Consider the following 13,311-nt stretch of genomic DNA (forward strand, 5'->3'; position numbering starts at 1 on the left):
GTCGTGGCGGCAGGATGCGGTAAGAAACGCGCACATTGAAGAAGGAGACTGTCGTGTCGGCGAACAGCTTCGACGCCCGCAGCACGCTGCGCGTGGGCGACGAGTCGTACGAGATCTTCAAGCTGGACAAGGTCGAGGGCTCCGCGCGCCTCCCTTACAGCCTGAAGGTGCTGCTGGAGAACCTCCTCCGCACCGAGGACGGCGCGAACATCACCGCCGACCACATCCGGGCGATCGGCGGCTGGGACTCCCAGGCGCAGCCCAGCCAGGAAATCCAGTTCACGCCCGCCCGCGTGATCATGCAGGACTTCACCGGCGTGCCCTGTGTCGTCGACCTCGCCACCATGCGTGAGGCCGTCAAGGAGCTCGGCGGCGACCCGGCGAAGATCAACCCGCTGGCCCCGGCCGAGCTGGTCATCGATCACTCCGTCATCGCCGACAAGTTCGGTACGGCCAACGCCTTCCAGCAGAACGTCGAGCTGGAGTACGGCCGCAACAAGGAGCGCTACCAGTTCCTGCGCTGGGGCCAGACCGCCTTCGACGAGTTCAAGGTCGTCCCCCCGGGCACCGGCATCGTCCACCAGGTCAACATCGAGCACCTCGCGCGGACCGTCATGGTCCGTAACGGGCAGGCGTACCCCGACACCCTCGTCGGCACCGACTCGCACACCACCATGGTCAACGGCCTCGGCGTGCTCGGCTGGGGCGTCGGCGGCATCGAGGCCGAGGCCGCGATGCTCGGCCAGCCGGTCTCCATGCTCATCCCGCGCGTCGTCGGCTTCAAGCTGACCGGCGAGCTGCCGGCCGGCACCACCGCCACCGACCTGGTCCTCACGATCACCGAGATGCTGCGCAAGCACGGCGTCGTCGGCAAGTTCGTCGAGTTCTACGGTGAGGGTGTGGCGGCGACGAGCCTCGCCAACCGCGCCACCATCGGCAACATGTCGCCGGAGTTCGGCTCCACCGCCGCGATCTTCCCGATCGACGACGAGACCCTGAAGTACCTGCGCCTGACCGGCCGCGACGAGCAGCAGGTCGCGCTCGTCGAGGCGTACGCCAAGGAGCAGGGCCTCTGGCTCGACCCGGCCGCCGAGCCCGACTTCTCCGAGAAGCTGGAGCTGGACCTGTCGACGGTCGTCCCGTCGATCGCCGGCCCGAAGCGTCCGCAGGACCGCATCGTCCTCGCCAACGCCGCCCAGCAGTTCGCGCAGGACGTACGCAACTACGTCTCGGACGACGAGGAGTCGGGGAAGGAGTCCTTCCCGGCCTCCGACGCCCCGGCCGGACACGACGGCGTACCGACCCGGCCGACCCTGGTCACCGCCCCCGACGGTTCGACGTACGAGATCGACCACGGCGCTGTGACGGTCGCGGCCATCACCTCCTGCACCAACACCTCGAACCCGTACGTCATGGTCGCCGCCGCGCTGGTGGCCAAGAAGGCGGTCGAGAAGGGCCTGACCCGCAAGCCGTGGGTCAAGACCACGCTCGCGCCCGGCTCGAAGGTCGTCACCGACTACTTCGACAAGGCGGGGCTCACCCCCTACCTCGACAAGGTCGGCTTCAACCTCGTCGGCTACGGCTGCACCACCTGCATCGGCAACTCGGGCCCGCTGCCCGAGGAGGTCTCCAAGGCCGTCAACGACAACGACCTCGCCGTTACGTCCGTCCTCTCGGGCAACCGTAACTTCGAGGGCCGCATCAACCCCGACGTCAAGATGAACTACCTGGCCTCCCCGCCGCTGGTCGTCGCGTACGCCATCGCGGGCTCCATGAAGGTGGACATCACCAAGGACGCACTCGGCATCGACACCGAGGGCAAGCCGGTCTACCTCGCGGACATCTGGCCCACCGAGGCCGAGGTCAACGACGTCGTGGCGAACTCCATCGGCGAGGACATGTTCAACAAGTCCTACTCCGACGTCTTCGCGGGCGACGCGCAGTGGCAGGCGCTGGAGATCCCCACCGGCAACACCTTCGAGTGGGACAGCGAGTCGACGTACGTCAGGAAGCCCCCGTACTTCGAGGGCATGACGATGGAGACGACCCCGGTCGAGGACATCACCGGCGCGCGCGTGCTCGCCAAGCTGGGCGACTCGGTCACCACCGACCACATCTCCCCGGCCGGCGCCATCAAGGCCGACACCCCGGCGGGCAAGTACCTCACGGAGCACGGCGTCGAGCGCCGCGACTTCAACTCCTACGGCTCGCGCCGTGGCAACCACGAGGTCATGATCCGCGGCACATTCGCCAACATCCGCCTGCGCAACCAGATCGCGCCGGGTACGGAAGGCGGCTTCACCCGCGACTTCACACAGCCGGACGCGCCGGTGTCGTACATCTACGACGCCTCGCAGAACTACCAGGCCGCCGGCATCCCGCTGGTCATCCTGGCGGGCAAGGAGTACGGCTCGGGCTCGTCCCGCGACTGGGCCGCCAAGGGCACCGCGCTGCTCGGCGTCAAGGCCGTCATCGCCGAGTCGTACGAGCGCATCCACCGCTCGAACCTGATCGGCATGGGCGTCCTTCCGCTCCAGTACCCGGAGGGCGGCTCGGCGCTCACGCTGGGTCTGACCGGTGAGGAGACCTTCGAGATCACCGGCGTCACCGGCCTCAACGACGGCGGCATCCCGGACACCCTGAAGGTCAAGGCCGTCAAGGCCGGCGGCGAGAGCGTCGAGTTCGACGCGAAGCTGCGCATCGACACGCCGGGCGAGGCGGACTACTACCGCAACGGCGGCATCCTGCAGTACGTGCTGCGGTCGCTGATCCGCAGCTAGTCGTCACCGGCTGAACGCACGAGGGCCGCACCCCCTGAACCGGGGTGCGGCCCTCGTGTGGTTTTTGCGCCACACGGGTTGCAACTCCACTGCTGTGATTGAGTATTGTCCCCTCGACCACGACCCGCACCGCCGCGGGTCCCTCGGGGGGAGGTCGGCGCATGCCGAGAAGCTGGCCGGGACAGTCCGCGCGCGACCGGGCCGTCGAGGCGCACGTCGAGTCCCTGCTGCTGCCGGGGCCCGACGGAGCCCCGCGGCGGCCTGTCACCCTGCTGCTCGGGCCGCGCGGCAGCGGCAAGACGACCCTGCTGGAGCACCTGTACGGCTGGGCGCACGGCGTCCCGCGCGCCTGGCTGGACGTCGCCGAGCGCGCCGGGAGGAACGAACAGCCCGTCGACGTGCTCGCCGCCATCGCCGCCGGGCTGCCCCAGCACGAACCCCAAGTGAAGAACCTGCAGTTCCGGGCCTTCGACATCGTCGTGCAAGCCCTGTCGGTGCAGATCAGAGGGCTCAGCGACGAGGCGGCCAGGAGAGCCGTCGGCGCGGAACTGGCCCGGCCCCGCAGCGGATGGCTGGGCCTCGTCCTGCAACTTGCCCAGATCGCCGCCGGCCTGGCGGGACTGCCCGCCGCCGTCGGCTACGTACTGCAACTGCTGCCGCTCGCCGGGCAGAGCGGCATCCTGGCGCGCACCAGACTCAGGCTGTCACCGGTCCTGCGCGGCCGTACCGCCGGAGCCGGTCTCGGCCTCCTCGTCGCCCTGAACCGCGCCTACAACGAGGGCCCGCCCGGCCAGCGGGGCTTCGCCGAGCAGTTCGTCTGCCGCGCCCTGCTCGACGACCTGCGCCGCTGCTACCACAAGAAGGACTGGGCCGTACGCAGCCTCGTCCTCCTCGACAACATCGACAACCGGCTCGGCCGCGACGTCCTGCGTCTGCTGCGCGAGGCCCGCACGGCCGCCACCGACCCCCTGGTCGTACTCGCCACCGCCGGCAGCTACCCGCACGGACTGCCCGCCGTCCCCATCGGCCCGCAGTCCGGTTCCGCCTTCGCCCCGCAGCCGATAGACGAAGGACTGAGCGTCGGCCGCCTGCCCGACCTGACGAGGGCCGAAGTCGACCTCCAGGCCAGGGACATCCTGGAGGAGGCGGACGCGATCTCCCCGCCCCGCGTCGAGAACGGCACGCGCTGGCTCGGCTGGGCCGTGTACGAACTCACCCGCGGCCAGCCGGAAGGCACCCGGCAGGTACTGGCCGGACTCCTCGAATTCGACCGCGCCGTGCCGTGGGAAGTACGGCTGCGGCAGATCTTCGCCCCCTCCAACGGGCTCGCGCGACGGCTGCTGGAACGGCTGCTCCCGTTCGGCCTGGAACACCAGGAGAGCGAGCTCTACCAGGCCCTGCTGCGCGCCTCCGTCGTCCCCGACCTCGCCCAGGCCCAGGTCACCCCCGAGCTGCTGGCGGCGGGCGTGGCACTCCAGCAGTCCTTCAACACCTTCTGTACGGACCCCCTGCGCACCCTGCACCTCGACACCGGTGACGAGGCGGCCGACGGCATCGTCGAAACCCCCCATCCGCTGCTGCGCCGCCTCTTGCGGTACGCCCTGGACGACCCGGCCGCCGTACACGCGGACCGGCGTACGGAGGCCGAAGGGCTCGACGACCCAAGAGCAGCCGCGTACCACGCCCTGGCCTGCGGCGATCTGCCCGCCGCCGCCGCGTACCTCGACGGGCTCATCGAACAGGCCGGCCCCAGGGACTGGTACGCGGAACTGGCCCGGCTGCGCAGGGCGCCGCTGCCCGCGTCCGTCGTGGGCGGCGAGGCGCCGGGCACCCTGACCGGGCCCTGGGGGCCGTTCGAGCGGTTCGTACGGCACCTGGGCGGCGAGGGCGTCGATCCGCGCCTGCGCACCGTCACCCGGCTCCTCGCGGCGAGCTGGATCGCCCCCGAGCCACTGGAGTCCGACCAGGTGGGCGACCCCTACCGGGACCCGCTCGGCGATCCGTACGCGGAGCTCTACACCGAGATCAACGCCCGGCTGCACACGCTGGTGTCCGCCGACACTCATGTCCTGCCGGACCGGGTGGCCTGGACCTCCGTACTGCTGAACAAGGCGGGCCACTACAGGGAGATGCCGTGGCAGTGAACCAGCGTGTGATCCAGCTCCCCGAAGCACCGCCCAACTGGGGCCTGCGGGTCGCCGTCGCCCTCGTCGTGGCGGCCGCTCTCGTATTCGGCGGAGCCTGGGCGTACCGGAACTGGACCCAGTGTGCCGACGGCGTGGACAGGACCGGCGACGGCGAATGCGTCGGCGTGAGCGACGGCTCGTACGCCTTCCCCGGCCTGGAAGACATCAGCGCGCGCATCCACGAGGAGAACCGCAAAGTCGAGGCGTCGGGTGAGCGGTCCGTGACCGTCGCCTACATGGAGCCCATGTCGGGCGGCAGCGAGGACCGCGGCCGCGAGACGACACGCCAGGCGGTGACCGGCGCCCATCTCGCGCAGCTCGCCCTCAACTCCGACCGGGACACCCTGCCGCGCATCCGGCTGCTGCTCGTCAACACCGGCAGGGGTGACGCCCACGCCGAGAAGGTCGCCGCCAAGCTCATCGACCGCCGAGCCGAGGACCGGCTGGTCGCGGTCGCCGGTATAGGGCAGAGCAACGCGCACACCAAGAAGGCCGTCGAGAACCTGCGGGCCGCGCGGATCCCCACCGTGGGCGCGACGGTCGCCGCCGACGCACTGGCCTCCACCCCGCCCGAGTTCTTCCGGGTGTCCTTCCCGGCCAAGGCACAGGCGGCCGCCGCCGTACGGTATTTGAAGCGTCTCCAGGAGAAGAAGCCCGGCTACCGCGTCCAGGAGGTCAGGGACTGGAAGAAGGGTGACGAGTACAACTCCGCGCTCGACGCGGGCTTCGACGCGGCAGCGAGAAAGGCGGGCCTGAAGGTTGACGACGAGGTCATCCCCTTCTGGTCCGGCGGCGACTCGGGCGCGGGCAACGCGTTGCTGGGTGTCGCCAACAAGATCTGCGACGCCGCCGATCCGCCCGACGCCGTGTTCTTCGAGGGGCGCGGCCGGGAAATCCGCAGACTGATAGAGGCCGCGGGCTCGGGCGGCCGCCGCTGCCCCGTCACGGTGCTGTCCGGATCCAGCACGGCGGGCGTCTACTTCGACAGCGCCTCCGACGACGAGTCGCCGGGCCCGGAGCTCAAGGAGCTGGGGCGGCGGTGGCGGGACAGCGGACTGCGGGTGTACTACACCGCGTACACCCACCCCGAGGTGCCGACACGGCTGTACGGCGAGGGCGGCGGCCCGTACGTCGCCTTCGAGGAGAGCTACCTCCGGGTGCACGGTGGTACGCCGAAGGATCTCGGCGACGGCCAGGCGATGCTCGGCCGCGACGCCGTCTACACGGTGGGCGCTGCCGCCCGCCAGGCACTCGAAACGTACGGCAGGGACCGGGTCACCGCGGAGACCGTCCGCAACGAGCTGGGACAGATCAACCGCGGCAACCCGGTCCGTGGCGTCAGCGGCCCCATCGCCTTCGACCAGGCCACCGGTGAACCGGCCGGCCGCCCCATGGTGCTGGTGGAGCTGCGAGCCCGGGGCTCGGTCCGGCCGGCGGACGAGTGGGGCAGGTACCGCTTCGTGAAACTGCTGGAGTAGCTACCCCAGCAGCTCTACCTCCGCCGCCGTCGCCCCGCCCGCCGCCACGACCAGGCGGTAGTGGCGGTACGTACCCGGCTCCGCCACCGTGAACGCCCTGGTCTGCTGGTCCCAGGCGAAGGACTCGCCCGACCGCTTGTCCACCTCCGTCCACCGCTCGCCGTCGTCGGACCCCTGGAGGGTCCAGGCCGACGGAGCCTTGGCGCGGTCCGATGAGGTGAGGGTGTACTGGAGCGCCCGTACCGGGCCGGTCACCGGCAGGTCGAGCGAGGCGAACTGCCCCTCCGTCGCGGAGGAGTTGTCGAACAGCGGGCCCGATCCCGTGATCGCGTCGCCGCGCGGCGACGGCACCTTGTCGTCCTGCGTGATGGAGACGGGCGCGGCCTTCTTGCCCGTACCCCACGAGGACGGCTCGGGGCCCATGTCGAACTCCAGCGTCCCGCCGCGCGCGAGGATGTCGTGCGGGAGCGCGGTGGACTTCCACGGCTTGCCGTTGACCTTGAGGCCCTGGACGTAGATGTTCTTCGCGCTGTTCCGCGGGGCCTTGACCACCAGGTCCCGGCCGTTCTCCAGGTGCACGGTCGTCTTGGTGAAGAGGGGCGAGCCGATCGCGTACTCGCCGCTGCCCATGACCAGCGGGTAGAAGCCGAGCGAGGAGAAGAGGTACCAGGCGGACTGCTCGCCGTTGTCCTCGTCGCCGTGGTAGCCCTGGCCGATCTCGCTGCCGGTGTAGAGGCGGGAGAGGACCTCACGGACCTTCTCCTGCGTCCGCCAGGGCTTGCCGGCCGCGTTGTACATGTACGTCGCGTGGTGGGCGACCTGGTTGCTGTGGCCGTACATGCCCATCCGTACGTCGCGCGCCTCCGTCATCTCGTGGATGACGCCGCCGTACGAGCCGGCGAACTCCGGGGCCGCCGTCTCCGGGGTGGAGAAGTAGCGGTCGAGCTTGTCACCGAGGCCGGGGCGGCCGCCGTAGAGGTTGGCGAGGCCGCGGGAGTCCTGGGGCGCGGTGAAGGCGTACCCCCAGCCATTGGTCTCGGTGTAGTCGTAGCCCCAGACGCGGGGGTCGTACTTGTCGGACGGGACCCGCCAGTCGCCCTTGAGGTCGCGGCCCTGGAAGAAGCCGGCCTTGTCGTCGAAGAGCTTGACGTAGTTGCGGGCGCGGTTGAGGAAGTACGCCGACTCCTCCTTGTAGCGCGCCTTCTTCGTCTTCGCGTAAAGCGCCTCGCCCATCTTCGCGAGGCCGTAGTCGTTGAGGTAGCCCTCCAGGGACCAGGAGAGGCCCTCGTGGGTCTCGGTGGAGGCGTATCCGGTGAAGGGGGACGTCTTCATGCCCTTGCGGCCCACGCCCGAGAAGGGCGGCACGACGGTCGCGTTCTTGAGCGCCGCCTCGTACGCCGCTCCGGCGTCGAAGTCCACGCCCTTGACGTACGCGTCCGCGAACGCGACGTCGGAGCTGGTGCCGGTCATCAGGTCGGCGTAACCGGGCGAGGACCAGCGGGAGATCCAGCCGCCGTCCTTGTACTGCTGGACGAAGCCGTCGACGAGCCGGCCGGCCTTTTCGGGGGTGAGGAAGGAGTACGCCGGCCAGGTCGTCCGGTAGGTGTCCCAGAAGCCGTTGTTGACGTACACCTCGCCGTCGACGATCTTCGCGCCGGTGTGGGTCGGGGTGTCGGGGCCCGTCTGCTTCGAGAAAGGGCTCGCGTACTGCTGCTTGGGGCGGGACCTGGTGCCGGTGTTCTCGAAGCCGGAGTTCGGATACAGGTACAGCCGGTAGAGGCTGGAGTAGAGCGTCGTCAACTGGTCGCGGCTCGCGACCTCGACCTCGACGCGGCCGAGGATGTCGTCCCAGGCGTCCTGCGCCCGGTCCTTGACCCGCTCGAACCGGGAGCCCTCCGGGATCTCGTCGGCGAGGTTCTTCTTGGCCTGGTCCACACTGATGAGTGAAGTCGCCAGCCGCAGGGTCACCTGGCGGTCGTCGCCGGGTCTGAAGCGCAGGTAGCCGGTTACGTCATCAGCGCTGCCGCCCCCGCCGCCGCTGAGCTTGCCGCTCTGCGTGACCGGCGCGTCGAAGACGCCGTACACGAAGAGCCTGGTGGCGCCGGTGGACAGGCCGCTCTTGACGTCGGAGAAGCCGGTGAAGGAGCGGGTGGCGGGGTCGAGCGTCAGCCCGCCGTCGTTGGACACGTTGTCGAAGATGATGCTCGCGTCGTCACCGGGATAGGTGAACCGCATCATCGCCGCGTGGTCGGTCGGCGTCATCTCGGCCTTCAGACCGTTCTCGAAGGTGACGCCGTACTCGTGGGGCTTCGCTGTCTCCTTCTCGTGCCGGAAGGGCAGGGCGCGCGCCTTCCGTCCCGCGTCCGGGGTGCCCGCCGCCGCGGACGGCATCAGCTGGAACGTCTGGCGGTCACCCATCCACGGGCTCGGCTCGTGGCTCGCGCTGAACGCCTGGATGGTGGGGAGGTTGTCGCTGTTGTTGGCGCGGGCGTAGTCGTAGAGCCAACTGGTGGAGGCCGCGTTGGTCACCGGCGTCCAGAAGTTGAAACCGTGCGGCACGGCGGTCGCGGGGATGTTGTTGCCGCGCGAGAAGGCGCCGCTGGAGTTGGTGCCGCGGGTGGTCGAGACGTAGTCGGAGAAACGCGCGAGGGGCTTCTCAGGCGCCTTGGGACCGACAACGATGTCGTCGACCCACCCACTGAACTTCGCCGGCCCCTTCGGCGAGTCGTACGCCACCAGAACCCGGTCGACGGTCTTGCCGGCCGCGACCGCGCCGATTCGCGACGCCTTGTGGTTCCACTGGTTGACGTACAGCGTCTTCGACGCGCCCTGGCCCTGCGGGGACAGGACCGCGCCGTGCTGGTCGACGGCGCGCAGATCACTCAGATAGGTGCCGTCCGTGAAGGCCAGGTCGACCGACACATTGGTGGCGGGGTAGTCGAGGTCGGTCTCCGGGAGGGACGGGAAGACCCGGTACGACAGCTCGGTGTCCCGCGTGACGCGCGTATCGACGTCGAAGACCTTGTTGTACGAGTACGCCCGGCCCTCGGGCTTGTGCGTGCCGGCGTACCGCAGCGCACGCTTTCCCGTGAAGCCCGCGCCCGCCTTGGCGGTGGGCGAGCCCGACGGCCCGCGGTCGACCTGGCTGCGCATGTCGTCCGGGGCGGGCGTGGAGGTGTCACCGTTCGAGAACTGAACGTCCGCGAGCTGGGTGATGCCTGACGCGCCGTTGTTACGGGTGATTTCGAGGCGGTAGCGCGCGTAAGCCGTCGTGTTCTCGAAGCTGAAGCTCTTCGTCTCGAAGCGCTTCGTGAAGGTCTCCCCCTCGCGGGAGTCGAGGACCTTCCACTCCTTGCCGTCGGCGGAGCCCTTGAGCGTCCAGTCCTTCGGGTCACGCTCGGCATGGTCATTGGCCGAAGTGAGGGCATATGTCACGAGCCTGGCCGGTTCATCCAGATCGAACTCGATCCAGGCGGTGGGCTCGAAGGCCAGCCACTTGGTGGCCGGCTGGACGTCGACGAGGTTTTCCTTCACCTCTCCGCCGCCGGTGTTCTCGCTGCTGGCGCGCAGATCGACGACCCGGTCGGTCACATTTCCCGGAATCCCGGCGCTGTAGCCGCCGTCGACCCCAGAGGCGCGCTTCTCGCCGCCCGGTTCGACTTCCACCGTATTGCGCCAGTCCGGCTGGGGTTCGTCCGCCTCGAAGGAGGACTTGAAGGTCTGGTCCGGTGGTGCGGGCCTTGAAGGCCGGTCGGGCCGGCCGGGCAGGGCGACGGCCGCGGAGGGGGCCGTGACGACGAGCAGGAGGGCGGCCGCCGCGACGGCGGCCGCGGTATTCCTCTGTCCGTACCGAGGTCTGTGCTGCATCCCGGGCGTTCCTCCCCTTGGACAACGTTGTCATGAGCGGTGCAACAGGATCCAGTAGGGAGCCAAGTCGCCGATGGTGTCAAGGGTGTTGCATGGGGCGGAGCAGGCGAAGCGGGCGCGCCGTGTCTGCCGGGCCGTGCGGGCGACCACGTGCGCGTTCCAGATGTCCGCGAGGTCTCAACTCGGGAAAGCTTGCCGCCGAAACCTGCTTTCGATCTTGCTCAGTTGACCGGAAGTGGACTATACCTGTCGGCGTCTGCAACGCCGCTTTGCGGTAGCGGATCAGGGGGGACGGGGATCAGTGAGGGGAAGCCGCCGCGGTGGTTGCCGAACACTATTGTCCGTACCATCTGCCAACTCAGCACGACCCAGCGTCATTTGACTGCGGTGGCGGGGCCCTTCGCCTAGGCGAATAAGTACGGGCGACCGGTACACCGCCTGAGTCCTGGAGAAGGCGAGGACTTGAGCATGGGATCCACCTCCGCCCACAACAATGAGGGCCTTGGCCGTCGCGATCTGATCAAGCGGTCGGCCGCACTCGGCCTGATCGCCGTTCCGACGATGAGCTTCCTGTCGGCCTGCGCGAGCGGCGACAGCGGCGGCGACGAGAAGGTCGACAAGGGCAAGAAGACCGAGAAGAACCCGCTGGGCGTCAACGAGAAGGCGGGCATGGAAGCCGTCATCTTCGACGGCGGTTTCGGCACCAAGTACGTCCAGGACGCCATCAAGGACTACGAGGCCAGCTACGGCAAGGTCAAGTTCAAGGCCACCCAGGACATCCAGCCGCTGCTCCAGCCGCGCATGGTCGGCGGCAACCCGCCGGACCTGGTCGACAACTCCGGCGCCAAGCAGATGGACGCCGCGACCCTCATCGCCAAGGACCAGCTCGCAGAGCTCACCCCGCTCCTCGACGCCGCGTCCTTCGACGACCCGGCCAAGAAGGTCCGGGACATCCTCGTCCCCGGCACCATCGAGATGGGCCAGTACGGCGACGAGAAGGTCTGGCGCCTCAACTACGCCTTCACCACCTTCGGTGTCTGGTACTCCAAGAAGCTGCTCGCCGACAACGAGTGGGAGTACCCGAAGACCTGGGACGAGATGCTCGCCCTGTGCAAGAAGGCCAAGGCCAAGGGCATCGCCGGCTGGACCTACGCGGGCAAGCACCCGTACTACATCCCCTTCACGCTCTACCCCTTCATCGCCAAGATCGGCGGCTGGGACGTGATGAAGGCGATCGACAACCTCGAGCCGAACGCGTGGAAGCACGACGCGGTCAAGAAGGCGTTCGAGGCGTACTACGAGCTGGCCGCCAAGGGCTACGTCCTCAAGGGCACGCCGGGTCTGGACCACATCCAGTCGCAGACCCAGTGGACCAAGGGCAAGGCGCTGTTCATCCCCAACGGTTCCTGGGTGGAGAACGAGGCCGCGCCGACCACGCCCAAGGACTTCGGGATGACGATGGCCCCGCCGTCCAGCCTCGACAGCTCCGACAAGATGCCGTTCGAGACCATCTGGGCGCAGGCCGGTGAGCCGTTCATCGTCCCGAAGCAGGGCAAGAACACCGAGGGCGGCATGGAGCTGCTCCGGATCATGCTCAGCAAGAAGCACGCGCAGAACTTCGCCACGCTGGTGAAGTCCCTGACCTGTGTCGCGGGCGCCACCGAGGGCATGGACCTCCCGCCGGGCCTCGCCTCCTCCAGCGACGCGCTCGACGCGGCCGGCCAGAACGTGGTCAACCCGCGTCTGCCCGACTGGTACCAGACGCTGCACAAGGAGAGCGTCGGCGGCGCCCTCGCCGAGCTGATGGCCGGCCGCATGAAGCCGGACGAGGCCATCAAGAAGATCCAGGACGCGGCCGACAAGACCGCCAAGGACGACGCGGTCAAGAAGTACAAGCACGCCTAGTGTTCACGTCTGCGACTGATCAGTAGGGGAACGAACATGGAGCGGGGCGAGCATGGCCAGTGACAGCCGCGCGGTGGCCGACGACGTCCGGAAGGACGTCAGGGACACGGCGGGAACACCACCGAAAAGGCCAGGAGGCGGGGGGTTCAAGTCCTCTCCCCGCTACCGGACTTTCGTCAAGTACCGGTTCATCTCGGGGTTCCTGGTGGTGCCCCTGGTGCTGTACGCGATTCTGGTCATCTCGCCCTTCCTCCAGACCTTCTATTACTCGCTGACGGACTGGACCGGTTACAGCAGCGACTTCTCTGTCATCGGTTTCGACAACTTCAGCAAACTGCTCGACGACGATCTCTTCTGGCAGTCCCTTCAGCACAACATCGTGCTGCTGATCGGGATGCCGCTTCTCGCGCTCGGTCTCGGGCTTTTCTTCGCTTTCATGCTCAACGTCGGCGGACGGCACAAGCGGGGAGAAGCGGCCTCCGGCGTCCGGGGCTCGAAGCTCTACAAGATCCTCTACTTCTTCCCGCAGGTGCTCTCGATCGCGATCGTCGCCGTCCTGTGGCAGAACATCTACAACCCCCAGGGCGGTCTGCTCAACGGTGTCCTCACCGGCGTCGGGCTCGATTCCTGGGAGCAGAACTGGCTCGGCGACCCGGGCATCGCGCTGATGTGCGTACTGGTCGTCATGGTGTGGGCGAATGTCGGCTTCTACGTCGTGCTGTTCTCCGCCGCCATGGGGTCGATCCCCAAGGAGATCTACGAGGCCGCGCTGCTGGACGGCGCCAACCGTGTCACCACGTTCTTCCGCGTGACGCTGCCGCTGATCAGGGACAACATTCAGACGTCGTACGTGTACGCGGGAATCATGGCGCTGGAGACCTCGTTCGCGTACGTCATGATCATGACTGTCAACCAGGGCGGTCCCGACCACTCGACGCTCGTCCTCCCGGTGCACATGTACAACAAGGCGTTCCGGGACGGCCAGGCCGGCTACGCGACCGCCGTCGGTGTCTCGATGCTCGTCGTCACCATGATCTTCGCGGTGCTGGCCCTCAGCATCGGACGCCGCCGCGACCGGCTCGAGTTCTGAAATGA

The 13,311-nt window shown here is 68.4% G+C and carries 6 protein-coding genes; 5 read left to right on the forward strand and 1 reads right to left on the reverse strand.

Annotation, left to right across the window (positions count from 1 at the left end; all coding sequences use genetic code 11):
* Positions 1-53 precede the first annotated feature (53 nt).
* The 3 genes from acnA to J7E96_RS23290 all read left to right on the forward strand — a co-directional run bounded on the left by acnA (position 54) and on the right by J7E96_RS23290 (position 6,444).
* Complete coding sequence (acnA, locus tag J7E96_RS23280; protein WP_215133612.1) at positions 54-2,780, forward strand: aconitate hydratase AcnA; 2,727 nt, start codon at positions 54-56, stop codon at positions 2,778-2,780.
* A gap of 161 nt (positions 2,781-2,941) precedes the next feature.
* The gene (locus tag J7E96_RS23285; RefSeq protein WP_215133613.1) at positions 2,942-4,924 is read left to right on the forward strand and encodes an ATP-binding protein; all 1,983 of its coding nucleotides are present in this window, start codon (positions 2,942-2,944) and stop codon (positions 4,922-4,924) included.
* A complete protein-coding gene (locus J7E96_RS23290) occupies positions 4,915-6,444 on the forward strand; it encodes an ABC transporter substrate-binding protein (RefSeq protein ID WP_215133614.1) in 1,530 nt (509 codons plus the stop codon). The genes J7E96_RS23285 and J7E96_RS23290 overlap by 10 nt, the downstream gene beginning before the upstream one ends.
* Here the strand turns inward: J7E96_RS23290 and J7E96_RS23295 are convergent, their stop codons facing one another.
* Positions 6,445-10,311: a GH92 family glycosyl hydrolase gene (locus tag J7E96_RS23295; RefSeq protein WP_215133615.1), complete on the reverse strand. Its 3,867-nt coding sequence runs from the start codon at positions 10,309-10,311 to the stop codon at positions 6,445-6,447.
* Between the two features lie 468 nt (positions 10,312-10,779).
* Between J7E96_RS23295 and ngcE the strand changes: the two genes are divergently transcribed.
* Positions 10,780-12,216 carry an N-acetylglucosamine/diacetylchitobiose ABC transporter substrate-binding protein gene (ngcE, locus tag J7E96_RS23300; RefSeq protein ID WP_215133616.1) on the forward strand — a complete coding sequence of 479 codons (1,437 nt, stop codon included), beginning with the start codon at positions 10,780-10,782 and terminating at the stop codon, positions 12,214-12,216.
* A 52-nt stretch (positions 12,217-12,268) separates the two neighbouring features.
* Complete coding sequence (locus tag J7E96_RS23305) at positions 12,269-13,306, forward strand: carbohydrate ABC transporter permease (RefSeq protein WP_215133617.1); 1,038 nt, start codon at positions 12,269-12,271, stop codon at positions 13,304-13,306.
* Positions 13,307-13,311 lie beyond the last annotated feature (5 nt).

This window comes from Streptomyces sp. ISL-96, assembly GCF_018614035.1.
GTDB lineage: Bacteria > Actinomycetota > Actinomycetes > Streptomycetales > Streptomycetaceae > Streptomyces.

Bases quoted from the DNA above. Each gene is read 5' to 3' on its own strand.
- J7E96_RS23285 (WP_215133613.1), top strand. From the start codon at position 2,942: ATGCCGAGAAGCTGGCCGGGACAGTCCGCGCGCGACCGGGCCGTCGAG.
- ngcE (WP_215133616.1), top strand. From the start codon at position 10,780: ATGGGATCCACCTCCGCCCACAACAATGAGGGCCTTGGCCGTCGCGAT.
- J7E96_RS23305 (WP_215133617.1), top strand. From the start codon at position 12,269: ATGGCCAGTGACAGCCGCGCGGTGGCCGACGACGTCCGGAAGGACGTC.
- J7E96_RS23295 (WP_215133615.1), bottom strand. From the start codon at position 10,311: ATGCAGCACAGACCTCGGTACGGACAGAGGAATACCGCGGCCGCCGTC.